The organism is Pseudomonas sp. KH_046_1, assembly GCF_057839025.1.
This window is the reverse complement of record NZ_CM174481.1, coordinates 1856725-1878685: the sequence shown is the minus strand read 5'-3', so window position 1 is coordinate 1878685 and position 21961 is coordinate 1856725. Positions and strand designations below refer to the sequence as shown.

General features: G+C 60.1%; 25 protein-coding genes. 17 read left to right on the top strand and 8 right to left on the bottom strand.

The window, feature by feature from the left end; all coding sequences use genetic code 11:
• Window positions 1-16 precede the first annotated feature (16 nt).
• Window positions 17-295, top strand: coding sequence for a DUF3509 domain-containing protein (locus tag AC3IT9_RS08615; protein ID WP_150724607.1), 279 nt, complete (start codon window positions 17-19; stop codon window positions 293-295).
• 124 nt (window positions 296-419) lie between these two features.
• On the opposite strand, the gene mtnC is transcribed toward AC3IT9_RS08615, so the two are convergent.
• From mtnC to aroC, 5 genes are read right to left on the bottom strand one after another with little or no spacing between them, the layout of a single operon-like run.
• The gene (mtnC, locus tag AC3IT9_RS08610) at window positions 420-1103 is read right to left on the bottom strand and encodes an acireductone synthase (RefSeq protein WP_489272672.1); all 684 of its coding nucleotides are present in this window, start codon (window positions 1101-1103) and stop codon (window positions 420-422) included.
• Window positions 1104-1107: 4 nt separating this feature from the next.
• Entirely contained in the window at window positions 1108-1653 is a 546-nt protein-coding gene (locus AC3IT9_RS08605; RefSeq protein ID WP_150724605.1) for a 1,2-dihydroxy-3-keto-5-methylthiopentene dioxygenase, read from the bottom strand.
• A gap of 20 nt (window positions 1654-1673) precedes the next feature.
• Window positions 1674-2294 (bottom strand): methylthioribulose 1-phosphate dehydratase, encoded by a 621-nt coding sequence (locus AC3IT9_RS08600; RefSeq protein ID WP_150724604.1) that lies wholly within the window; start codon window positions 2292-2294, stop codon window positions 1674-1676.
• Entirely contained in the window at window positions 2291-3442 is a 1152-nt protein-coding gene (locus AC3IT9_RS08595; protein ID WP_489272671.1) for an MFS transporter, read from the bottom strand. Before AC3IT9_RS08595 ends, AC3IT9_RS08600 begins: the two co-directional genes overlap by 4 nt.
• 29 nt (window positions 3443-3471) lie before the next feature.
• The gene (gene aroC, locus AC3IT9_RS08590) at window positions 3472-4563 is read right to left on the bottom strand and encodes a chorismate synthase (protein ID WP_057715749.1); all 1092 of its coding nucleotides are present in this window, start codon (window positions 4561-4563) and stop codon (window positions 3472-3474) included.
• An 83-nt stretch (window positions 4564-4646) separates the two neighbouring features.
• On the opposite strand from aroC, the gene AC3IT9_RS08585 reads away from it, so the two are divergent.
• Entirely contained in the window at window positions 4647-5645 is a 999-nt protein-coding gene (locus AC3IT9_RS08585) for an alpha/beta hydrolase (protein WP_150753335.1), read from the top strand.
• A gap of 90 nt (window positions 5646-5735) precedes the next feature.
• Window positions 5736-6527: a hypothetical protein gene (locus tag AC3IT9_RS08580; protein WP_150724601.1), complete on the top strand. Its 792-nt coding sequence runs from the start codon at window positions 5736-5738 to the stop codon at window positions 6525-6527.
• Between the two features lie 124 nt (window positions 6528-6651).
• Here the strand turns inward: AC3IT9_RS08580 and prmB are convergent, their stop codons facing one another.
• Window positions 6652-7560: a 50S ribosomal protein L3 N(5)-glutamine methyltransferase gene (prmB, locus tag AC3IT9_RS08575; protein ID WP_150724600.1), complete on the bottom strand. Its 909-nt coding sequence runs from the start codon at window positions 7558-7560 to the stop codon at window positions 6652-6654.
• 238 nt (window positions 7561-7798) lie between these two features.
• Between prmB and AC3IT9_RS08570 the strand changes: the two genes are divergently transcribed.
• The 5 genes from AC3IT9_RS08570 to AC3IT9_RS08550 all read left to right on the top strand — a co-directional run bounded on the left by AC3IT9_RS08570 (window position 7799) and on the right by AC3IT9_RS08550 (window position 10576).
• Window positions 7799-8389, top strand: coding sequence for a cysteine hydrolase family protein (locus tag AC3IT9_RS08570; protein WP_489272670.1), 591 nt, complete (start codon window positions 7799-7801; stop codon window positions 8387-8389).
• 131 nt (window positions 8390-8520) lie between these two features.
• The gene (locus AC3IT9_RS08565; RefSeq protein ID WP_150724598.1) at window positions 8521-8841 is read left to right on the top strand and encodes a hypothetical protein; all 321 of its coding nucleotides are present in this window, start codon (window positions 8521-8523) and stop codon (window positions 8839-8841) included.
• Between the two features lie 78 nt (window positions 8842-8919).
• A complete protein-coding gene (locus AC3IT9_RS08560) occupies window positions 8920-9477 on the top strand; it encodes a Smr/MutS family protein (protein ID WP_489272669.1) in 558 nt (185 codons plus the stop codon).
• Window positions 9478-9554: 77 nt separating this feature from the next.
• Complete coding sequence (folE, locus tag AC3IT9_RS08555; protein ID WP_007988130.1) at window positions 9555-10100, top strand: GTP cyclohydrolase I FolE; 546 nt, start codon at window positions 9555-9557, stop codon at window positions 10098-10100.
• 104 nt (window positions 10101-10204) lie between these two features.
• Window positions 10205-10576 (top strand): glutathione S-transferase N-terminal domain-containing protein, encoded by a 372-nt coding sequence (locus AC3IT9_RS08550; protein ID WP_150724597.1) that lies wholly within the window; start codon window positions 10205-10207, stop codon window positions 10574-10576.
• Between the two features lie 188 nt (window positions 10577-10764).
• Here the strand turns inward: AC3IT9_RS08550 and AC3IT9_RS08545 are convergent, their stop codons facing one another.
• Window positions 10765-11931, bottom strand: coding sequence for an aminotransferase-like domain-containing protein (locus AC3IT9_RS08545; RefSeq protein ID WP_489272668.1), 1167 nt, complete (start codon window positions 11929-11931; stop codon window positions 10765-10767).
• Between the two features lie 82 nt (window positions 11932-12013).
• Here AC3IT9_RS08545 and AC3IT9_RS08540 point away from each other — a divergent pair, with 82 nt between their 5' ends.
• The 3 genes from AC3IT9_RS08540 (at window position 12014) to AC3IT9_RS08530 (ending at window position 14865) form a co-directional block, all read left to right on the top strand.
• On the top strand, window positions 12014-12460 hold the full coding sequence (locus tag AC3IT9_RS08540; protein WP_489272666.1) for a MarR family winged helix-turn-helix transcriptional regulator: 447 nt from the start codon (window positions 12014-12016) through the stop codon (window positions 12458-12460).
• 356 nt (window positions 12461-12816) lie between these two features.
• Complete coding sequence (locus tag AC3IT9_RS08535; protein WP_150753341.1) at window positions 12817-14166, top strand: NCS2 family permease; 1350 nt, start codon at window positions 12817-12819, stop codon at window positions 14164-14166.
• Between the two features lie 72 nt (window positions 14167-14238).
• Window positions 14239-14865 (top strand): LysE family translocator, encoded by a 627-nt coding sequence (locus AC3IT9_RS08530; RefSeq protein ID WP_489272665.1) that lies wholly within the window; start codon window positions 14239-14241, stop codon window positions 14863-14865.
• Window positions 14866-15067: 202 nt separating this feature from the next.
• Here AC3IT9_RS08530 and uraH read toward each other — a convergent pair whose 3' ends face one another.
• Entirely contained in the window at window positions 15068-15421 is a 354-nt protein-coding gene (gene uraH, locus AC3IT9_RS08525; RefSeq protein WP_007974925.1) for a hydroxyisourate hydrolase, read from the bottom strand.
• A gap of 434 nt (window positions 15422-15855) precedes the next feature.
• On the opposite strand from uraH, the gene puuE reads away from it, so the two are divergent.
• From puuE to AC3IT9_RS08495, 6 genes are all read left to right on the top strand, one after another.
• The gene (puuE, locus tag AC3IT9_RS08520) at window positions 15856-16782 is read left to right on the top strand and encodes an allantoinase PuuE (protein WP_150724592.1); all 927 of its coding nucleotides are present in this window, start codon (window positions 15856-15858) and stop codon (window positions 16780-16782) included.
• Window positions 16779-17294 carry a 2-oxo-4-hydroxy-4-carboxy-5-ureidoimidazoline decarboxylase gene (gene uraD / locus AC3IT9_RS08515; protein WP_150724591.1) on the top strand — a complete coding sequence of 172 codons (516 nt, stop codon included), beginning with the start codon at window positions 16779-16781 and terminating at the stop codon, window positions 17292-17294. Before puuE ends, uraD begins: the two co-directional genes overlap by 4 nt.
• A 90-nt stretch (window positions 17295-17384) precedes the next feature.
• Window positions 17385-18380 carry an allantoicase gene (alc, locus tag AC3IT9_RS08510; protein WP_008048382.1) on the top strand — a complete coding sequence of 332 codons (996 nt, stop codon included), beginning with the start codon at window positions 17385-17387 and terminating at the stop codon, window positions 18378-18380.
• 142 nt (window positions 18381-18522) lie between these two features.
• Window positions 18523-19026, top strand: coding sequence for an ureidoglycolate lyase (locus AC3IT9_RS08505; RefSeq protein WP_150724590.1), 504 nt, complete (start codon window positions 18523-18525; stop codon window positions 19024-19026).
• 50 nt (window positions 19027-19076) lie between these two features.
• The gene (locus tag AC3IT9_RS08500; RefSeq protein ID WP_150724589.1) at window positions 19077-20381 is read left to right on the top strand and encodes a urate hydroxylase PuuD; all 1305 of its coding nucleotides are present in this window, start codon (window positions 19077-19079) and stop codon (window positions 20379-20381) included.
• Window positions 20382-20545: 164 nt separating this feature from the next.
• Window positions 20546-21904 (top strand): nucleobase:cation symporter-2 family protein, encoded by a 1359-nt coding sequence (locus tag AC3IT9_RS08495; RefSeq protein ID WP_489272663.1) that lies wholly within the window; start codon window positions 20546-20548, stop codon window positions 21902-21904.
• Window positions 21905-21961: the final 57 nt, after the last annotated feature.

Sequence of the window (21961 nt, the reverse complement as noted above, 5' to 3'; positions counted from 1 at the left end):
AACGGAGCTGAAAGACATGAACCTGATTCAGGAAAAATTTTCGTCCCTGTTCTCCAACTTCGAAGTCACCACCCAGGCCCGTCCCGACGGTGGGATCCTGCTGACCCTGAACGGCGGCGAAGGCAAAGTGTTCAAGCGCTCGATTTCCTACCAGCAATTGCACAATGGCGACCAACTGACGTGGGTCATCAGTGCGATTCGCCGCGACCTCGCCGAACAAGCCAGTGAACTGCCGCAGATTTCCATGCTGCAGAGCCAGCAACGGTTTGCGCTGCCGACTTATCACTCGCTGTAAAAAACATTGTGGAAAAACCACTGTAGGAGCGAGCCTGCTCGCGATAGCGATCTGTCATTCAGCATTGATGTTGACTGACACTCCGCTATCGCGAGCAGGCTCGCTCCTACAAGTTGTGTAGTGCTTAGAAGGCAGCAGGATCGATCCGCGCAAAGCTGTCGACCGTGACGTGTCCTACCAGCTCTCCACCCTCGCGAGCCAGCCCGCACGTGGCCATCCCCGCCGTGCGCGCCGCGTCGAGTTCTTCGACGATGTCCGACAGAAACAGAATCTGCCCCGCCTCAAGGTTGATCGCCTGGGTGATGTTGGCGTAGGACTGCGCCTCGCGCTTGGGTCCTGAAGTGGTGTCGAAGTAACCACTGAACAACGGTGTCAAATCCCCCGCCTCCGAGCAGCCGAAGATCAACCGCTGGGCCTGGATCGAACCGGACGAGTAAACAAACAGTTGAAAGCCGTCCTGATGCCAGCGCTTGAGCGCTTCAACGGCGTCCGGGTACACGTGCCCCTTCAACTGCCCGGCCTGATACCCCTGCTCCCAGACCATTCCCTGCAACGCTTTCAACGGCGTGGCCTTGCGGTCTTTGGCGATCCAGCCCAACAGGATCTCGATGACCCGCTCGACGTCGGCATTCGGTTCGTTGCTGTCGCGGCGCACGGCAGCCAGTTGCTCCGCCACATCGGCGCGTTCGGCGTGCTGACGGACAAACGCCGGCAAGTGTTTGGCGGCATAGGGGAACAGCACGTCGAACACAAAACTCACCGCGCTGGTGGTGCCTTCGATGTCGGTGAGAATCGCTTTGATCGGCATCGACTCAGTCCTCCAGGCGCGGGAATTGGTTGGCGATGTCTTCGCCGGTGAAGTTGGCGACCCAGCCTTCCGGGTTGTTGAACAGACGGATCGCGACGAAATGCGGATGTTCGCCCATGTCGAACCAGTGCTTGGTGCCGGCCGGCACCGAGATCAGGTCGTTCTTCTCGCACAGGACCGCGTAGACGTAATCGTCGATGTGCAGGGTAAACAGGCCACGGCCGGCGACGAAAAATCGTACTTCATCTTCGCCGTGGCGATGTTCGTCGAGGAACTTGGCACGCAGTTCGGCTTTTTGCGGGTGATCGCTGTTGAGGCTGATCACGTCGACAGTGACGTAACCGCGCTCGGTCATCAGCTGGTCGATTTGCTCCTTGTAGGCGGCGATCACTTCTTCCTGAGTGGCGCCCGGCTGGATCTTCGCCGCCGCTTGCCAGCGGTCGAAACGCACGCCCTGCTCGGCCAGGGTCGAGGCGATGTCTTCGAAATGGGTCAGCACCTTGTTGGGGATTTCAGGGCTGGAGACGTGATAGACGGACAGGCTGCTCATCTGGGCAACTCCTTAACGGTTCATGCTTTAAAGAGCGAGCGCATCTTCAACTCGCACTCGAACAAAAATTCAAAGGCCTCGATCTGCCGCAGGGCATCGCTCATGCGCGCGCCCCAGGTGTACAGGCCATGGCCACGGATCAGGTAGCCGACGCAATCGGGATGGGCGTCCAGCCAAGGCTGCACCTTGGCGGCCAGGCGCGCAATGTCCTGGTCGTTGTCGAAAATCGGCACGCGCACCCGGGATTCGTGGGTCGTCACACCGCTGAAGGCCTTTTGCAGTTCGTAGTCTTCGAACTCGATGAAGTCTTGCGGCGTCAGGCGCGACAGCACGGTGGCGTTCACCGAGTGGGTGTGCAGCACCGCACCGATCTCCGGGCGCCAGCTGTAGAGCTGGGTGTGCAGCAGGGTTTCGGCGGACGGTTTCTTGCCCGGTTCCAGGCTGTTGCCCGACAGGTCAGTGGCCAACACGTCGTCCATGCCCAGTTGCCCCTTGTGCTTGCCGGAGACAGTCAGCAAGGCTTCGGTCGGCGACAGGCGGGTCGAGTAATTGCTGCTGGTGGCCGGCGACCAGCCGCGGCCATACAGAAAACGCCCGGCGTCGATGATTTCCTGGGCGAGTTGTTCACGGGTAAGGCTCATGGCCTGTCCTCTTGCATACGTGTGGCAATGATAACGGCAGCCGCGACGGCTGCGAGACTGGCAATACTAAATGTCCATGCCGCGCCTAGGGCATTCCAGCTGTAGCCTGAATACAACGCGCCCAACGCACCGCCGGTGCCGGCCAACGCGGCATACAGCGCCTGGCCCTGGCCTTGCTGGCGCGCACCGAAGCTACGTTGCACGAATGAAATGGCAGCGGCGTGAAAGCTGCCGAACGTCGCCGCGTGCAACACCTGGGCGAACAACAGCACCCACAAAAATTCGGCCAACGATCCGAGCAGTAACCAGCGCAGCGCAGCCAGCAGAAAACTCGCCATCAGTACCCGGCGCAGGGAAAACCGCGCGAGGATCTTGCTCATGGCCAAGAACATCAAAACTTCAGCGACCACGCCGACCGCCCAAAGCATGCCGATCACGCCCCGGCTGTATCCCAGGTGCTCAAGGTGCAAGGTCAGGAACGTGTAATACGGCCCGTGGCTCATCTGCATCAGCGCCACGCAGCCGTAAAACGCCAACACACCGGGGTTGCGCAGTTGCTGGAGAAATCCCTCCCCGGTCAACCGTTCACCCTGAATCGGTTGCGCGTTAGGCACCCACAAACTGCTGACCACGATGCCGGCCAGGATCAGCACCAGCGCCGCCGGGTAGATGTCCAGGCTCAGCCATTCGAACAAACGGCCCAGCGCGACCACGGTGATGATGAAACCGATCGAGCCCCACAGGCGAATCTGGCTGTAGCGCGAGGTCTGGCCCTGCAAATGCGCCAGGGTGATGACTTCGAACTGCGGCAACACCGCGTGCCAGAAGAACGCATGCAAGGCCATGACCATCGCCAGCCAGGCGTAGGTCTTGCTGACGAAAATCAGCGAAAAGGTCAGCAGTGCGCATACCGCACCAAAGCGCACGATGGCCAGTCGCCGACCGGTGTAGTCGCCCAGCCAGCCCCAGATGTTCGGCGCCACGCAGCGCATCAGCATCGGGATCGCCACCAGCTCGCCGATGCGCGCGGCGCTGAACCCCAGGTGATCGAAGTACAGCGCCAGAAACGGCGCTGTCGAACCGAGCAAGGCGAAATAGAACAGATAGAAACTGGAGAGCCGCCAGTACGGGAGCGCCGCAGTCGCCATCAGACGGCTGCGACCATGAAGTCAGCCATTTACAGCTGACCCAGCACCGGCGTGCTCACACGCACATCGGCGTTCTGCCCGCGGTGACGCAGCAGGTGATCCATCAGCACGATGGCCATCATCGCCTCGGCAATCGGCGTGGCGCGGATGCCCACGCACGGATCGTGACGGCCCTTGGTGATCACTTCCACCGGGTTGCCATGGATGTCGATGGAACGCCCCGGCGTGGTGATGCTCGACGTCGGCTTCAGCGCCAGGTGCGCAACAATGGGCTGACCGGAGGAAATGCCGCCGAGAATGCCGCCTGCGTTATTGCTGAGGAATCCTTCCGGAGTCATTTCATCGCGATGCTCGGTGCCACGCTGGGCGACGCTGGCGAAACCGGCACCGATTTCCACCCCCTTGACCGCGTTGATGCTCATCAGCGCATGGGCCAGTTCGGCGTCGAGGCGGTCGAAGATCGGCTCACCCAGGCCCGGCATCACACCTTCGGCGACCACGGTGATTTTCGCGCCGACCGAATCCTGGTCGCGACGCAACTGGTCCATGTAGGCTTCCAGTTCCGGCACCTTGTCCGGGTCCGGGCTGAAGAAGGCGTTCTGCTCGACCGAATCCCAGGTCTTGAACGGGATTTCAATCGGCCCGAGCTGGCTCATGTAGCCGCGAATGACGATGCCCTGGCTGGCCAGGTATTTTTTCGCAATCGCACCGGCCGCGACGCGCATCGCGGTTTCACGGGCCGAGCTGCGACCGCCGCCGCGGTAGTCGCGCTCGCCGTACTTGTGGTGGTAGGTGTAGTCGGCGTGGGCCGGGCGGAACAGGTCCTTGATCGCCGAGTAGTCCTTGGACTTCTGGTCGGTGTTGCGGATCAACAGGCCGATGGCGCAACCGGTGGTGCGACCTTCGAACACGCCGGAGAGGATTTCGACTTCGTCGGCTTCCTGGCGCTGGGTGGTGTGGCGGCTGGTGCCAGGCTTGCGGCGGTCCAGGTCACGCTGCAGATCCTCCAGGGATATCTCCAGCCCCGGCGGGCAGCCATCGACAATGGCGACCAACGCCGGGCCATGGCTTTCGCCCGCGGTGGTGACAGTGAACAGCTTGCCGTAGGTATTGCCGGACATGCAGGACGCTCCGTGAAATGAACCTGAATACGTAATGCGCGCCAGTATACGCAGGCTACCCAAGTAGTTCATCCTCGAACCTTATGGGTGCCCGTGAGTCCAACCGGCATCTTCTTGATGATGGCGCGATGATGCTGCGAGTTCTAGCCTTGAGCCTTACCCTGATTTCCGGCTTCGCCCAGGCGACTGTCCTGCAACGACCGATCACATTGGATACCGGCACCGGCGAGCTTTTCGGCTCGCTGTTGCTGCCAAAATCCGACAATCCGGTGCCGGTTGTCCTGATCATTTCCGGCTCCGGTCCTACGGATCGTGACGGAAACAACACCGATGGCGGGCGCAATGACAGCCTCAAGCGCCTGGCCTGGGTGCTGGCCAAACACAACATCGCCAGCGTGCGTTACGACAAGCGCGGCGTGGCCGCGAGCCTGGCGGCGACCCCGGATGAACGCAACCTGACGGTGGAAGCCTACGTGGCCGACGCCCAAGCCTGGGGCCGAAAGCTCAAGACCGATCCGCGTTTCGGCCAACTGATCGTGCTGGGGCACAGCGAAGGCGCCTTGATCGCCAGCCTCGCTGCGCCGGACATCGATGCCGACGCGGTGATTTCTGTCTCCGGCAGCGCAAGACCGGTGGATCAGGTCATTCGCGAGCAACTGGGCAATCGCCTGCCGCCACCGCTGATGCTGCGCAGCAATGAACTGCTCGACAGCCTCAAGGCCGGGAAACCCGACGACAATGTGCCGCCCCCCTTACAGGTGATTTTCCGCCCGAGCGTGCAGCCTTACCTGATTTCCCTGTTCCGCCAGGACCCGGCCGCGGCATTTGCGAAGCTGAAAATGCCGGCGCTGATCATCCAGGGCAGCAACGACATCCAGGTCGGCGTCAATGACGCAAGACTGCTCAAGGCGGCCAAACCGGACGCCGAACTGGCCTTGATCGAGGGCATGAACCACGTCATGCGCATCGTGCCCAACGACGTCAAACGCCAACTGGCCTCCTATAAAGACCCGCAGTTGCCCCTGGCGGCGGAACTGGGCACGCGAATCCTCGGGTTTATTGACGGACTTCGCACCAGTTAACCCCTCCAGTCCTGGGAAAAACGGCCGATAAGCCTTTGTCGCCAGCACATTGGCTGGCGACAAGCTGAGCTTGGACAGGATCTCGCCGTTATGACTGACACCCAGACTTCACCCGACACCAGCGCTGAAAAAGACGCACCGCCAGCGGTCGAGCTGCCCTGGGCGGACGTCCACGTCGAGCACCACAAGATGCTCCGTCTGGCGCCGTTGCAGACTGACCGCAACACCGGCGGGCGCCCGTTGCGCTTTGTCGAATCAGGCTATGCCGAACGCAACGACAAGGAACGCAGCCTGATGCGCATGAGCATCACCCTGCCCGGCCAACGCGTACGCAAGGAACAGAATCATCTGGACGTGTGGGTCGATCACGCCGAAAAACGCGTGCATTTCGGACCGCAAAGCGGACTGCAGATTGAACCGCTGAACCGTGGCATTGGCCGCTACATGGCGGCCCAGGGCATCAACTGGGCGAAGAAGCGCTGGCCGACCTACACCGTCGACGGCTTTGACCTGAACAACAAGGATGCACTGAACGAAGACACCCGCCTGCGCCGCGATCACTTTTTGCGCGTGCACGGTTTCGACGTGGTGTATGCCGATGCCCAGCATTTGAAAGGCAGCGTCAAGGCCGTCAAGGTCGGCGACCTCTCTGGCGACTGGAACAGCGAAAAACTGCAGGTCGTGGAAATTCTCGAGGCGGCGCAGATGCTCCAGCAAGCCGAACAGAACCTCGCCGAGCAGGAAGTCAAACTCAAGAAACACGAAGAGAAAGTCAGCAAATACAAACGCGAAGACGCCGGGCTGCGATTCACCATCACCTGCCTGGTGGCATTCGCGGTGTTTCAGGCGGGGTTATTGATCTGGATTGCCACGCACCGTTGATCGGCGGTGCGGTCATTTCTTGTAGGAGCGAGCTTGCTCGCGATGGACGTTAACGATAACGCGTGCTTTCTGGATAAACACATCGCCCTCAGGTCCATCGCGAGCAAGCTCGCTCCTACAAAGGTCAGACGCGAGAAGCAAACAACGCCTGATGCTCACGGCACTGCTGCGCGCTCAACATGAACACACCATGGCCGCCACGCTCGAACTCCAGCCAGGCGAAGTCGACTTCCGGGTACAACGCCTCGACGTGCACCTGGCTGTTGCCCACTTCGACAATCAGCAAGCCCTTCTCGGTCAGATGATCCGCCGCCTCGGCGAGCATGCGCCGCACCAGGTTCAAACCGTCATCACCGCAGGCCAGGCCCAGTTCCGGTTCGTGCTGGTATTCGTCCGGCATGTCAGCGAAATCTTCCGCATCGACGTAGGGCGGGTTCGACACGATCAGGTCGAAACGCTGACCCGGCAAGCCCTCGAAACCGTCGCCCTGCACCGTGTACACACGCTCATCGACACCATGGCGCTCGATGTTCTGATTGGCCACTTCCAGTGCTTCGAACGACAGGTCCGCCAACACCACCTCGGCATGCTGGAACTCGTAGGCGCAGGCGATGCCGATGCAACCGGAACCGGTGCACAGGTCGAGAATCCGCGCAGGCTCGGTAGCCAGCCACGGGGTAAAGCGGTTTTCGATCAACTCGCCTATCGGTGAGCGCGGGATCAGAACGCGCTCATCGACGATGAACGACATGCCACAGAACCAGGCCTCGCCCAGCAGATACGCGGTAGGCACCCGATCTTCGATGCGGCGCTTGAGCAAAAGCTGCAGGTGAACCACTTCGTCCTCTTCCAGATTGCAGTCGAGGTAGCTGTCGGCGATTTCCCACGGCAGGTGCAGTGCGCCCAACACCAATTGCCGGGCTTCGTCCCAGGCGTTGTCAGTGCCATGGCCGAAAAACAGATCCTCCCCATGGAAGCGGCTGACAGCCCAACGGATATGGTCACGCAGGGTGCGAAGGCGGGAAGTGATCACGACGGCAAACTCCAGAAAAATCGACGGGCGATTCTACCAGTCAAACGACGTCACGACGACGCGGGAAACTACCGATTCAAATGTAGGAGTTATCCATTTTTTCGTCAGGCTATTGAACAAAACGTGACTATTGACAAGGCTACAGGCCAGCAACGACGGCACCTACGATCGTAGCGATTCACAGAACCGCTCAGCCAGAGGACAATGGCGCAAAAGCCCCACTCCAAGGAGCCCCAGAATGTCTGTTCCAAAAACGATGTTTCAACTCAGCGGCCGCGGTTATGCAGCGGCCAATCTGAGCCATGCCACGCTGGTCATCATCGATGCCCAGAAAGAATACCTCAGCGGTCCCCTGGCCCTGAGCGGCATGGAAGAAGCTGTCGCGAACATCAAGCAATTGCTCGCCGCTGCCCGCGCCTCCGGCCGGCCGATCGTGCATGTCCGCCACCTCGGTACGCTCGGCGGCTTGTTCAACCCCCAGGGCGTAGGTGGTGAGTTCATTCCGGGCCTGGAGCCACAGAGCGATGAAACCGTCATCGGCAAATTGTTGCCAAGCGCCTTTCACGGCACCGAACTGGCAAAACGCCTGGAAGACCTCGGCGCCCTTGACCTGATCGTCTGCGGCTTCATGAGCCACTCCAGCGTCAGCACCACGGTGCGCGCCGCCAAGAACCTGGGCTTCCGCTGCACCCTGGTGGAAGACGCCTGCGCCACCCGCGACCTGCCTTACAAGGGTGGCGTGCTCAGTGCCGCACACGTTCATCAGACGGAAATGGCGATCATGGGCGACAACTTCGCCACCCTCGCGCTGACCCGTGAACTGATCTGATCGACGCTCAATGAGCGGCCTGGAACGCCGCTCATCCGTAAAAACCTCCCATTTGCCATAATTGTCTTAGCCTCAGGAACATCCCGGTCAACTCCCGGTCGAAGGGCCGATACCCATTGAGGAAGGTCGGAATGAAGTTATCCGATGGTTTTGACGCTCGCCGCTTGCGGCCCAAAGGCCAAAGCAACTGGCGTTTTCGAATCGGCGCGACGTTCGCGGCATTGCTGGCGATGTGCGGCGTGTTGCTCGCCATGGCCGGTATCGCCAGCCTGCTCGGCCACGCACCCGCCCTCGGTGAATTGAACACCAGCCGCACCGGTGCTGCCGTGATCCTGGCCATCGGCCTGTTCGTGCTGTACCTCGGTGTCTGGCTATGGCGCCGTTGCCGTCGTCGCTCGCGGCAGTCGCGGGAACTGGCCATGTCCCCGCACCTGATGAAAAAACACGACTGAGCCAAGCGCCGCGCGCGTTTTTGTCGCGCCCGATTCGCTTCGAGTTGGGTAAACTGGCCGCCCTTCGCGGAGGCTGACATGCAAGACGACGATTTTTCCCTGTTCAAAAGCGCGATCCAAGGCGTCAAACCGATCAAGCACGATCGCGCCGAAACCGGCAAACCCAAGGCTGACCGCGCGCAGATTGCCAAGCTGCGTCAAGCGGCGACCGTACGCACCGAATCCACCACCGTCGACGGGCTGTCCGATCAGTTCGTCATCGACGTCGGCCCTGAAGACGAGTTGATGTGGGCGCGTGACGGCGTGCAGGAAAACCAGATGCGCAAGCTCAAGATCGGACAGATTCCGTTCGAAGGCAGCCTCGACCTGCACGGCATGAGCGTGGAAAAGGCCCGGGAAACCCTCTGGGCGTTCCTGGCCGAAGCCACCAAATTCGAAATCCGTTGCGTGCGCGTCACCCATGGCAAGGCTGTTCGCCTGGACGGCAAGCGGCCGATGATCAAAAGCCACGTCAACACCTGGCTGCGCCAGCATCCACAGGTGCTCGGCTTCACCTCGTGCCAGGCGAAACATGGTGGTGCCGGCGCCGTTTATGTGATGCTCAAACGCACCATGATGGAAGGTCGCGACGAGTAAAGCTGACGCGCCGCGCTTGCAGCGTCGTGTCCGTCACCGTACCCTTGCCCTTTGCGTAAAATCCCACAGGTAGTTTCATGTCCCTGGAACAGAATTACACGGCGATCCTCGGCCAGCTCGGCGAGGACGTTTCCCGCGAAGGCCTGCTCGACACGCCAAAACGTGCCGCCAAAGCCATGCAGTACCTCTGCCGCGGCTATGAACAGACACTGGAAGAGGTCACCAACGGTGCCCTGTTCAGCTCCGACAACAGCGAAATGGTGCTGGTCAAGGACATCGAGTTGTACTCGTTGTGCGAACACCACCTGTTGCCGTTCATCGGCAAGGCTCACGTCGCCTACATCCCGAGCGGCAAGGTCCTGGGCCTGTCGAAGGTCGCGCGCATCGTCGACATGTACGCCCGCCGCCTGCAGATCCAGGAAAACCTCAGCCGCCAGATCGCCGATGCGGTCCAGCAGGTCACCGGCGCCCTGGGCGTTGCGGTGGTGATCGAGGCCAAGCACATGTGCATGATGATGCGCGGCGTGGAAAAGCAGAATTCGACGATGATCACCTCGGTGATGCTCGGAGAGTTCCGCGAAAACGCTGCCACCCGCAGCGAATTCCTCAGCCTCATCAAGTAATTCGCGGCACGAAGAAAACCGGCATTCATCGCCGGTTTTTTTTCGCCTGCAAAAAATCAGGTAAGCTGCGCGCCCTTCTTCATTCGCACCGTGAGGCTTTCAACGTGTTCGTAAAAGCGCTTCGTGTCGGCCTTGGCCAACTGATCATCTTCATCGACTTCATTACTCGCCCAAGCAAGAAGAAGCGCCCCGCCGCTGCTCAGGCTCAGGTCGAATCCGCCGCCAAGGGTCTGACCCTGTATCAATTCCACGCCTGTCCGTTCTGCGTGAAGACCCGCCGCACCCTGCGCCGCCTGAATGTGCCGGTGGCATTGCGTGATGCGAAAAACAACGAACAGGATCGCCAGACCCTGCTGGAGCAAGGCGGTAAGATCAAGGTGCCGTGCCTGCGTATCGAAGAAAATGGCCAGACCACCTGGATGTATGAGTCCAAGGTGATCATTGATTATCTGGATAAGCGTTTCGCGGCGGCCTGATTTGTCTGTGGTGTTTTGACTGACGCCATCGCGAGCAGGCTCGCTCCCACAGTAGAACTTTGTTGTGAACAGGATTTGTGTTCAAAACAGATCCAATGTGGGAGCGAGCCTGCTCGCGAAGAGGCCTGCACCGGCACCGCAAAATTTCAGACAAAAGTAAACCGGCCCTTGCGCCGGTTTATTTGTTTTCAGGCTGCTTGCGCTGTCTGCGCCTGTCGCACCACCGCCGCCAACCGCTTGAGCCCCTCATCCAGCCGCGCCGGATCAATGTGGCTGAAGTTCAACCGCAGATACCCCGGATGATTATCCGGCTCAGGGAAGAACGGTTCCCCCGGCATGAACGCCACGTCGTTGGCCAGCGCAGCGTTGAGCAAACTGCGGGTATCTTGCGGCTGCTTGAGTTTCAACCAGAAAAACAGCCCGCCCTGCGGCACGTTCCAGTCCGCCAGATCCGAGAAGTGAGTTTCCAGCGCAGCCTGAAACGCATCCCGACGCCCCCGATAAAAGTCGCGCAACTCACTACGGTGTTGCTGATATTTCTCGCTGCCGATCCATTGCAGTGCCTGCCATTGGCCGACCCGGTTGGTGTGCAGATCCGCCGACTGCTTGAGTTTCAACAGATGGGGAAACAGGTCCGGGCTGGCGATCAGGTAGCCGATACGCAAACCCGGCAGCAGGGTTTTCGACACGGTCCCGGTATAGATCCAGCTGGCCGTCTTCAAGCGGCTGACAATCGGCGTGGCGCTGCCACCGTCGAAGGTCAGTTCGCGATAAGGCTCGTCTTCAATCAGCGTCACGCCGAATTCATCGAGCAACGCCGCCACCGCGTCGCGTTTGGCTTCGCTGTAACGCACCGCCGATGGGTTCTGGAAGGTCGGGATCAGGTAGATGAAGGCCGGGTGGTGGTGTTCCAGGCGAGTGCGTAGCTCAGTCAAATTCGGCCCGTCAGCCTCCAGCGGCACGGTCAGGCAATCGGCGCCGAACAGTTGGAAAATCTGCAATGCCGCCAGATAAGTCGGCGCTTCGAGCAGGATTTCGGTGCCCTTGTCGATGTACAGCTTGGCCGCAAGGTCGAGGGTCTGCTGTGAGCCGCTGACCACCAGCACCTGGCTTGCCTCGCATGCCACTCCCAACGCTCGCGCCTCGGCGGCCAGCGCTTCACGCAGCGCCGGCTCGCCTTCGCTCATGCCGTATTGGCCCATGGAAACCGGCATCTTGGCCCAATCGACCTTCGGCAACATGGCTTCGGCCGGCAGACCACCGGCAAACGACATCATCTGCGGACGCTGGGCCGCGGCGAGGATTTCACGGATCAAAGAACTTTTAAGGCGTGAGACACGTTCGGAAAAAGCCATGGGGATCACCGGTAGCGAGGCATGTGAAAAATGAGTCAAACTTATTGACCGAAATTACGCCTCCCCGAACGGATACGTCAACATGCTTGACCTTAAAAACCCGCTTTCCCAGCAGCAGGCCATGGAAGCGTTTTTCTTCGGCTACCAGGCCTTCACCTCCAAGGCCGATGAAATGCTCGAACGTCGCGGCCTGAGTCGGGTGCATCAGCGCATCGTGTTTTTCATCGCCCGTTATCCGAACCTGAGCGTGAAGGAATTGTTGGCGTTGCTCGGCGTGAGCAAGCAGGCGTTGAACATGCCGTTGCGGCAGCTGTTGGAGATGCATCTGGTCGACAGCGTTGCGTCCGAAACCGACAAGCGTAAGCGCCTGCTGGAGTTGACCGCCGAAGGCGTTCGCTTTGAGCAAGCATTGCGTCGCGAGCAGGTGAAATTGCTGGAGCGGGTGTTTGCCGAAGCCGGGGAGACGGCGGTGAATGGGTGGCTGGCGGTGAATCTGGCGTTAGGGAAAAGTCATTCGCAGGCCGAATGAGAGTTTGCCTGATGAATGTGCATTGGCTGATCAGCCCCCTTCGTCGGAACGCCGCCCGGAGCAAGCCCGCCCCCACAGTGATTGATGGTGCCCACAAATCTTGTGACTGACCGGTTTTCCTGTGGGAGCGGGCTTGCTCGCGAAGGCGTCTGAACTGGCGATATATTCCTATCGCCAAAAAAATCGTCAACAAAACCAAAAACATTATTTGCATTCTTTGTATACAAAAGCATAATCCACTTCGTGCGAGTTCCTGACCAAGCGGTCAACAAATTCGCAAGTACCTCAAAGGGCCGCTGCCACCCTCATGGGTCCGTCCCTGGAAATAACAATAAAACTCTTGAGGAGTATTCGCTGTGGAAAGCCGCAAATCCGAAGCACCGACGCTGGAAATCTCGCCGCCATTACGCAATGGCTTGCTGGAACGTCTGTTCAAACTCAGCTTGCACGGCACCACGGTGAAGACCGAGCTGATTGCCGGTCTGACAACCTTCATCACCATGGCTTACATCATTTTCGTCAACCCCAACATCATGGCCGACGCCGGGATCGATCACGGTGCGGCGTTCGTCGCCACCTGCATCGCCGCAGCACTCGGTTGCCTTTTGATGGGCCTGTACGCCAACTGGCCGGTCGGCCTGGCACCGGGCATGGGGCTGAACGCCTTCTTCACCTACACCGTGGTCGGCACCATGGGCTACAACTGGGAAACCGCCCTCGGCGCGGTGTTTGTGTCCGGTGTGTTGTTCATGATCCTGACCTTCTCGCGGATCCGCGAATGGCTGCTCAACAGCATTCCGGTCAGCCTGCGCTTCGCCATGGGCGCCGGCGTGGGTCTGTTCCTGGGGCTGATCGGCCTGAAAACCGCGGGCATCGTCGTCGATAGCCCGGCCACGCTGATCAAGCTCGGCTCCCTGCGCGAACCCGGCCCGCTGCTCGCCGCCGTGTGCTTCCTGATGATCGCCATCCTCAGCTATCACAAAGTGTTCGGCGCGATCCTCATCAGCATCATCACCGTGACCCTCGCCGGTTGGGGCCTTGGGCTGGTGCACTACGAGGGCATCATGTCCGCCCCGCCGAGCCTGGCTCCGACCTGGATGGCCATGAACGTTGTGGGTGTATTCAACATCAGCATGGTCAGCGTGGTGCTGGCATTCCTTTTCGTGCACATGTTCGACACCGCAGGCACCCTGATGGGCGTTGCCCAGCGTGCCAACCTGGTGGGGGCTGACGGCAAGATCGAAAACCTTTCCCGCGCCATGAAAGCCGACAGTGCTTCCAGTGTGTTTGGTGCGGTGGTCGGTGTTCCGCCGGTCACCAGCTACGTGGAAAGTGCTGCCGGTGTTGCAGCGGGTGGTCGGACTGGTCTTACCGCAGTGACCGTAGGTGTGCTATTTATTGCAGCCATGTTCTTCGCACCGCTGGCCGGGATGATTCCTGCCTATGCAACCGCGGGTGCACTGATTTATGTAGCGATGCTGATGATGGGCGGCATGGCCCACATCGAATGGGACGAAGCCACCGACAGCATTCCGGCGATCGTTACCGCAATCATGATGCCGTTGACCTTCTCGGTCGCCGACGGCATCGCGCTGGGCTTCATCACCTACGTGGCGATGAAGGCAGGCACTGGCAAGTACAAGGAAATTTCCGTAAGTCTGTGGGTGCTCTGCGCGATCTTCATCGCCAAGTTCATCTTCCTGTAAACCTTACGCGGGACCCGCTTGAAAACAGCCTCACCCCGTCGGGTGGGGCTTTTGTGCAAATGGAGGAAAGTGATGAGTCTGGAAACCTGGCTGCTGTTCAGCGGCGCTGCGCTGATAGTGATCCTGATCCCGGGGCCGCTGTCGTTGCTGATGATCAGCAACAGTCTGAATTACGGCCTGCGCCGCTCCTGTCCGGCCTTTCTTGGCGGCGTATCGGCATCGATCTGCCTGCTGAGCGCATCGGCGCTGGGCCTGGGTGCGTTGTTGCTGGCATCGGAACAGCTGTTCAGCGCCCTGAAGATTCTTGGCGCCCTTTACCTGTTCTACCTCGCCTGGCAGAGCTGGCAGCAATCGCGCCTGCCTTCCCATGGCGCTGAAGTGCCACAAGCCGCGCCGGTGCCACGCTTTCGTGCACTGTTCGGGCGTGCGTTCATGCTGGGCGCGAGCAACCCGAAGGACATCCTGTTCTTCGCCGCTTTCCTGCCTCAGTTCTTGAGTGCCGAGCAGCCGTTCCTGCCGCAGTTGCTGGTGATGATTGTCACTTGGACACTGCTGGATCTGGCCTGCAAGTTGGCTTATGGCCTCGGCGCCCATGGTGCCGCGCGGTATCTGCGCAGCGGCAAGGGGCAGAGCTGGTTCAACCGGGTGAGTGCGGGGTTGTTCAGTGGGGCGGGTGCAGCGTCCCTGCTGAGCCGCTAACAGCAAAAGCTTCGCGAGCAGGCTCGCTCCCACATTGGATTTGCGGCGCTCCCACCCCCATGTGGGAGCGAGCCTGCTCGCGAAAGCGGCCACACAAGCACCACATTTCTCCAGACGAAAAAAAGCCCGCAGTGTGAGCGGGCGAAAGACCAAAGAAGCTATATGCGCAGTCGCTTCCAGGGTGCAGCTGCTGCCTGGGGGATCAGCTGCCGCGGTAGGTGGAGTAGCTGTAAGGCGAAATCAGCAACGGCACGTGGTAGTGATCCTGCTCGGCGGAGATGCCGAAACGCAGCACCACCACATCCAGGAAGGCAGGCTCCGGCAGCTTGACGCCACGGGCGCGGTAGTAATCGCCGGCATGAAACTGAACCTGATAGACCCCGGTGCGGTAGTCATCGCCTTGCAGCAGCGGTGCATCGACACGGCCATCGCTGTTGGTTATCGCGCTGGCGACCAATTCCAGGTGCGAACCTTCAACGCGGTACAACTCGACCTTGATCGAGCTGCCCGGGCAACCGTGTGCTGCGTCCAAAACGTGTGTAGTCAAACGTCCCATTGATTCTGCGCGCCTGCCTGCGTGGAGCAGTCAGACTTCGCGCCTCCCGAAGTCAGTTGAAAAGGAGACCGCACCGATTCGGAGCACGAAAAGCTGCGGCGAGCGACTGATTAAGACACTTTTCAAAAAAATTGTACACAATAAAAACGACATTTTTCGTATTACCCCCGCCACCCGCAGATTTACCGTCGATTTCCCGCCAAACCGCACAGCCTATGAACCTCTCAATCAATAATTGACCAGTCAGGCAGATTTCTTGCAGGCTCACGCCAATAGCAGTAAAAGATGACAGTCGGTGAAAAATGCGAAAATTCAGGCTTACAAAGTGAATATAAAGTTGTATACAATCAGCCCATCGCTGTGACGCCAGCCTGCCATCCAGTTTTCAGCTGCGTCACACCAACCGTCATCATCGAATAAGAAGGAAGCCTGCAGTGAGCGCTGACTACCCACGCGACCTGGTCGGTTACGGCAGTAACCCTCCGCACCCACACTGGCCGGGCAATGCCCGAATCGCCCTGTCGTTCGTACTCAATTACGAAGAAGGCGGCGAGCGCAACATCCTGCACGGCGACAAAGAGTCCGAAGCGTTCCTCTCGGAAATGGTTTCTGCCCAGCCGCTGCAAGGCGCGCGCAACATGAGCATGGAATCCCTCTACGAGTATGGCAGCCGTGCCGGCGTGTGGCGGATCCTGAAGCTGTTCAAGGAATTCGACATTCCGCTGACCATCTTCGCCGTGGCCATGGCCGCCCAGCGTCACCCGGACGTGATCCGCGCCATGGTCGATGCCGGCCACGAGATCTGCAGCCATGGCTATCGCTGGATCGACTACCAATACATGGACGAAGCCCAGGAACGCGAGCACATGCTCGAAGCGATCCGCATCCTTACCGAAATCACCGGCGAGCGCCCGCTGGGCTGGTACACCGGCCGCACCGGCCCGAACACCCGTCGCCTGGTGATGGAAGAAGGTGGTTTCCTCTACGACTGCGACACCTATGACGACGACCTGCCCTACTGGGAACCGAACAACCCGACCGGCAAGCCGCACCTGGTGATCCCGTACACCCTGGACACCAACGACATGCGCTTCACCCAGGTCCAGGGCTTCAACAAGGGCGACGACTTCTTCGAATACCTGAAAGACGCGTTCGATGTGCTCTACGCCGAAGGCGCCGAGGCACCGAAAATGCTGTCGATCGGCCTGCACTGCCGCCTGATCGGCCGTCCGGCGCGTCTGGCTTCGCTCAAGCGCTTTATCGAATACGCTAAAAGTCATGAACAGGTGTGGTTCAGCCGTCGCGTCGACATCGCGCGTCACTGGCAAGAAACCCACCCGTACACAGGGGCTGGCAAATGAGCACCTTTCAAACCGTCAAACCTTCGAGCCTGAGCCGCGACGCCTTCGTCGCCGCTTTCGCCGACATCTACGAACATTCGCCATGGGTGGCCGAGAAGGCCTACGACCTGGGCCAGGATGCCTCGATCGACCAGATCGAAACCCTGCACCAGCGCATGAGCGACATCCTGTTGAGCGCCGATCACGCAAGCCAACTGGCCCTGATCAACGCTCACCCGGACCTGGCAGGCCGTGCGGCCGTCCAGGGCCAACTAACCGAAGCCAGCACCCATGAACAGGCTGGCGCCGGTATTCACCAATGCACGGCCGAAGAGTTCCAGCGCTTCACCGAGCTGAACGACGCCTACAAGGCCAAGTTCAAGTTTCCCTTCATCATGGCGGTAAAAGGCAGCAACCGGCATCAGATCCTCGCAGCGTTCGAAACGCGCATCCACAACCCGGTCGACACCGAGTTCAAATGCGCGCTGGCGGAGATCAACAAGATCGCCCTGTTCCGATTACTGACCCTATAGCAAGCCTGGCCCATGTGAATTCATGAACGCCGAATTCACTCCGGGCCTTGCAAGCATCCCAAGCCACTTATTTAAAGGCAGACAAGAAGAATGAAAGCTTACGCCGTACCTTTCGAGAAGTTCGTCAACCTGGCCGATGCCCGCCTGGGCACCAAAATCATCTCGGTCACCGATGACTGGTTCGCAGACGCCAACCGTCTGTTCCAACCGACCCCGGCCGTATGGAAGGAGGGCGTGTTCGATGATAACGGCAAGTGGATGGACGGCTGGGAGTCGCGCCGCAAGCGCTTCGAAGGCTTCGACAGCGCAGTGATCCGCCTGGGCGTACCGGGTTCGATCAAGGGCGTCGACATCGACACTTCATTCTTCACCGGCAACTTCCCGCCGTCGGCGTCCCTGGAAGCCTGCTTCCTGGCCGAAGGCGAGCCGAACGAAAACACCCAGTGGGTTGAAGTGCTGTCCGCCGTCGAGCTGCAAGGCAACAGCCACCACTACCACGAAATCAACAACGACCAGGCCTTCAGCCACCTGCGCTTCAACATCTACCCGGATGGTGGCGTGGCCCGTTTGCGCGTGTACGGTGTGCCATTCCGTGACTGGTCGGCTACCGGCGACAACGAGCAAGTCGACCTGGCCGCAGCCCTCAACGGTGGCCGCGCCCTCGCCTGCTCCGATGAACACTTCGGTCGCATGAGCAACATCCTCAACCCGGGCCGTGGCATCAACATGGGCGACGGCTGGGAAACCGCGCGTCGTCGTACCCCGGGCAATGACTGGGTCATCGTCGCGCTGGGCCATGCCGGCGAAGTCGAGAAAGTCATCGTCGACACCCTGCACTTCAAGGGCAACTACCCGGACAGCTGCTCGATCCAGGGCGCCTTCGTGAAGGGCGGTACCGACAGCCAGATCGAAACCCAGTCGTTGTTCTGGCGCGAACTGCTGCCAAGCCAGAAGCTGGAAATGCACGCCGAGCACACCTTCGCCGAGCAGATCAAGGCACTGGGCCCGATCACCCACATCCGCCTGAACGTGTTCCCGGATGGTGGTGTGAGCCGCCTGCGTGTATTGGGCAAAGTAGCGAAGTAATGCTGAGCCTGTAGGAGCGAGCCTGCTCGCGATGGTCGTTAACGAAAACGCGCTCAACCTGAATGAATGCGGTGTCTTGACGTTTTTCGCGAGCAGGCTCGCTCCTACAAAGAACCACAAACACTAAACAAAGAAGAACAGCATGCGCACACTGACGATTGAACCGCTGACCAAAGAAGCCTTCGCCCCTTTCGGTGACGTGATCGAAACCGACGGCAGCGATCACTTCATGATCAACAACGGTTCGACCATGCGCTTCCATAAACTGGCTGTGGTCGAAACCGCAAAGCCAGAGGACAACGCGATCATCAGCATCTTCCGCGCCGACGCGCAGGACATGCCGCTGACCGTTTGCATGCTGGAACGCCACCCGCTGGGCAGCCAGGCTTTCATTCCGCTGCTCGGCAACCCTTTTCTGATCGTGGTCGCGCCACTTGGCGATGAACCTGTATCAGGCTTGGTCCGCGCCTTCGTCACCAACGGCAGGCAGGGCATTAATTACCATCGCGGCGTCTGGCACCACCCGGTGCTGACGATCGAAAAGCGGGATGACTTCCTGGTGGTTGATCGCAGTGGCACAGGCAATAACTGCGATGAGCATTTTTTCAAAGAGGATGAGCGTTTGATCCTCGCCCCCCACCAATAAGAGAAGGTCTGATCACTCGACAACAGAGTGACAGGCGAGAGGTAAAGACTGTGGAAGCACATCTGTTGGAATGGCTGAACCTGAGCGTGCGCTGGGTTCACATGATTACTGGCGTGGCCTGGATCGGTGCGTCGTTCTATTTCGTATGGCTGGAAAACAACCTCAACCGGGTCAACCCGAAGAGCGGCCTGGCCGGCGATCTATGGGCGATTCACGGTGGCGGGATCTACCACCTGGAAAAATACAAGCTGGCTCCACCGACCATGCCGGACAACCTGCACTGGTTCAAATGGGAAGCCTACTTCACCTGGTTATCGGGGGTCGCACTGCTGTGCGTGGTGTTCTACTCCAACCCGACCCTTTACCTGTTGGCCCCTGGCAGCAGCCTGAGCGGTCCCGAAGGCGTATTGCTGGGCCTCGGCTCGCTGTTCGTCGGTTGGTTCATCTACTCCTTCCTGTGCGACTCGGCCCTCGGCAAACGCCCTGCCCTGCTTGGCGCAATCCTGTTCGTCCTGATCATCGCCGCGGCCTACGGCTTCAGCAAAGTGTTCAGCGGTCGGGGTGCGTACCTGCACGTCGGCGCGATCATCGGCACCATCATGGTCGGCAACGTGTTCCGCATCATCATGCCGGCGCAACGCGCACTGGTAGCGGCTATCGCCGAGAACCGCACGCCCGATCCGGCGCTGCCGGCCAAAGGCCTGTTGCGTTCACGTCACAACAACTACTTCACCTTGCCGGTGCTGTTCATCATGATCAGCAACCACTTCCCGAGCACCTACGGTAGCCAGTACAACTGGTTGATCCTGGCCGGGATCGCGGTACTGGCGGTGTTGGTACGTCACTACTTCAACACCCGTCACGACAGCCACAAGTTTGCCTGGACCCTGCCGGTGGCAGCGGTGGGCATGATCTGCCTGGCCTACGTGTCCGGTCCGAAGCCGATGTCCAGCGCCCCTGAAGTGGCCAACGCTCCAGCGAAAATCCAATACCAGCCGCTGCCGGAAACCGCAGTGGGCGGTGGATTGAAACCCGTTGAAGCCAAACCTGCAGAAGCACCTGCTGCCGCTCCGGCTCAGGCATCCAATGCCGGCCCGGGTTTCGACAAGGTGCACAGCGTGATTCAGGAACGTTGCACGGTCTGCCACTCGGCCAAGCCAACCAGCCCGTTGTTCAGCGCGGCCCCGGCCGGTGTGATGCTGGACACTCCCGAGCAAATCCGCCAGAACGCACCGCGGATTCAGGCGCAAGCCGTCGCCAGCCAGATCATGCCACTGGGCAACATCACCCAGATGACCCAGCAGGAACGTGACCTGATCGGTGCCTGGATTGTGCAGGGAGCCCAGACCAATTAATCGTTAAAAGCTTCGCGAGCAGGCTCGCTCCCACAGGTGTTGCATGACCTGTGCGGGAGCTGGCTTGCCTGCGAATGGCCGCAAAGCGGCCCACCTGATTCGAATACAGCTGCCGGCAGCACTGCAGCTGTAAATCACAAGAATAAAAAGATCCGAGGTGTTGCATGTCCGAGCTATCCGAAGCGCGCATCCCCGACGCACCCGCCATTCAGCGTTTGCCCCTCTTGCAACTGATCCTGGTCGGTTTGCAACATGTTCTGCTGATGTACGGTGGTGCCATCGCGGTACCGCTGATCATCGGACAGGCCGCTGGCCTGAGTCGTGAAGAAATCGCCTTCCTGATCAACGCCGACCTGCTGGTGGCGGGTATTGCCACCATCGTCCAGTCCCTCGGCATCGGCCCCATGGGTATTCGCATGCCGGTGATGATGGGCGCCAGTTTCGCCGCCGTCGGCAGCATGGTCGCCATGGCCGGCATGCCCGGTATCGGCCTGCAGGGGATCTTCGGCGCGACCATCACCGCCGGGTTCTTCGGCATGCTCATCGCCCCGTTCATGTCCAAGGTCGTGCGCTTCTTCCCGCCGCTGGTGACCGGTACGGTCATCACCTCGATCGGTTTGTCGCTGTTCCCCGTGGCCGTGAACTGGGCCGGCGGCGGTGCCAGCGCCGCTGAGTTCGGATCCCCCATTTATCTGGCCATCGCCGCACTGGTGCTGGGCACCATTCTGTTGGTGCATCGCTTCATGCGGGGTTTCTGGGTCAACATCTCTGTCCTGATCGGCATGTGCCTGGGCTACGTGCTCTGCGGCCTGATCGGCATGGTTGACCTGAGCGGCATGAGTCAAGCGCCATGGCTGCAATTCGTCACCCCGCTGCATTTCGGCATGCCGAAATTCGAGCTGGCACCGATCCTGTCCATGTGCCTGGTGGTGGTGATCATTTTCGTTGAGTCCACCGGGATGTTTCTTGCGCTGGGCAAGATCACCGGCCAGGAAGTCTGCCCACGGATGCTGCGTCGCGGCTTGCTGTGCGATGCCGGCGCCTCGTTTTTCGCCGGTTTCTTCAACACCTTCACCCACTCCTCCTTCGCCCAGAACATCGGCCTGGTACAGATGACCGGCGTGCGTTGCCGCTCGGTGACCATCGTTGCCGGCGGGTTGCTGATCGTCCTGAGCCTGCTGCCCAAAGCCGCGTTTTTGGTGGCGTCGATTCCTCCGGCAGTACTGGGCGGCGCAGCGATTGCGATGTTCGGCATGGTCGCCGCCACCGGGATCAAAATCCTCCAGGAAGCCGACATCGGTGACCGTCGCAACCAGTTGCTGGTGGCGGTGAGCATCGGCATGGGCCTGATCCCGGTTGTACGCCCGGAGTTTTTCGCCCACCTGCCCGTGTGGATGAGCCCGATCACCCACAGCGGCATCGCCATGGCCACCCTCAGCGCGCTGACGCTGAACCTGCTGTTCAACATCCTTGGTGGCGCCGAACGCGCGGCCATCAACGACTGCCAGGCTCACACCCATTGATCTGACGGATAACCAAGGGGGCCTGCCTGTGGCCAGCCCCCTGGCCACAACCTGCGC

What these genes read in the sequence shown, in the direction of transcription:
- AC3IT9_RS08530 (WP_489272665.1), top strand. Translation starts at nt 14,239, where the DNA reads ATGAGTCTGGAAACCTGGCTGCTGTTCAGCGGCGCTGCGCTGATAGTG.
- AC3IT9_RS08580 (WP_150724601.1), top strand. Translation starts at nt 5,736, where the DNA reads ATGACTGACACCCAGACTTCACCCGACACCAGCGCTGAAAAAGACGCA.
- AC3IT9_RS08605 (WP_150724605.1), bottom strand. Translation starts at nt 1,653, where the DNA reads ATGAGCAGCCTGTCCGTCTATCACGTCTCCAGCCCTGAAATCCCCAAC.
- AC3IT9_RS08570 (WP_489272670.1), top strand. Translation starts at nt 7,799, where the DNA reads ATGTCTGTTCCAAAAACGATGTTTCAACTCAGCGGCCGCGGTTATGCA.
- AC3IT9_RS08545 (WP_489272668.1), bottom strand. Translation starts at nt 11,931, where the DNA reads ATGGCTTTTTCCGAACGTGTCTCACGCCTTAAAAGTTCTTTGATCCGT.
- AC3IT9_RS08600 (WP_150724604.1), bottom strand. Translation starts at nt 2,294, where the DNA reads ATGAGCCTTACCCGTGAACAACTCGCCCAGGAAATCATCGACGCCGGG.
- AC3IT9_RS08505 (WP_150724590.1), top strand. Translation starts at nt 18,523, where the DNA reads ATGCGCACACTGACGATTGAACCGCTGACCAAAGAAGCCTTCGCCCCT.
- AC3IT9_RS08560 (WP_489272669.1), top strand. Translation starts at nt 8,920, where the DNA reads ATGCAAGACGACGATTTTTCCCTGTTCAAAAGCGCGATCCAAGGCGTC.
- uraH (WP_007974925.1), bottom strand. Translation starts at nt 15,421, where the DNA reads ATGGGACGTTTGACTACACACGTTTTGGACGCAGCACACGGTTGCCCG.
- AC3IT9_RS08615 (WP_150724607.1), top strand. Translation starts at nt 17, where the DNA reads ATGAACCTGATTCAGGAAAAATTTTCGTCCCTGTTCTCCAACTTCGAA.
- AC3IT9_RS08540 (WP_489272666.1), top strand. Translation starts at nt 12,014, where the DNA reads ATGCTTGACCTTAAAAACCCGCTTTCCCAGCAGCAGGCCATGGAAGCG.
- uraD (WP_150724591.1), top strand. Translation starts at nt 16,779, where the DNA reads ATGAGCACCTTTCAAACCGTCAAACCTTCGAGCCTGAGCCGCGACGCC.
- AC3IT9_RS08585 (WP_150753335.1), top strand. Translation starts at nt 4,647, where the DNA reads ATGGGTGCCCGTGAGTCCAACCGGCATCTTCTTGATGATGGCGCGATG.
- AC3IT9_RS08595 (WP_489272671.1), bottom strand. Translation starts at nt 3,442, where the DNA reads ATGGCGACTGCGGCGCTCCCGTACTGGCGGCTCTCCAGTTTCTATCTG.
- mtnC (WP_489272672.1), bottom strand. Translation starts at nt 1,103, where the DNA reads ATGCCGATCAAAGCGATTCTCACCGACATCGAAGGCACCACCAGCGCG.
- aroC (WP_057715749.1), bottom strand. Translation starts at nt 4,563, where the DNA reads ATGTCCGGCAATACCTACGGCAAGCTGTTCACTGTCACCACCGCGGGC.
- AC3IT9_RS08565 (WP_150724598.1), top strand. Translation starts at nt 8,521, where the DNA reads ATGAAGTTATCCGATGGTTTTGACGCTCGCCGCTTGCGGCCCAAAGGC.
- folE (WP_007988130.1), top strand. Translation starts at nt 9,555, where the DNA reads ATGTCCCTGGAACAGAATTACACGGCGATCCTCGGCCAGCTCGGCGAG.
- AC3IT9_RS08495 (WP_489272663.1), top strand. Translation starts at nt 20,546, where the DNA reads ATGTCCGAGCTATCCGAAGCGCGCATCCCCGACGCACCCGCCATTCAG.
- alc (WP_008048382.1), top strand. Translation starts at nt 17,385, where the DNA reads ATGAAAGCTTACGCCGTACCTTTCGAGAAGTTCGTCAACCTGGCCGAT.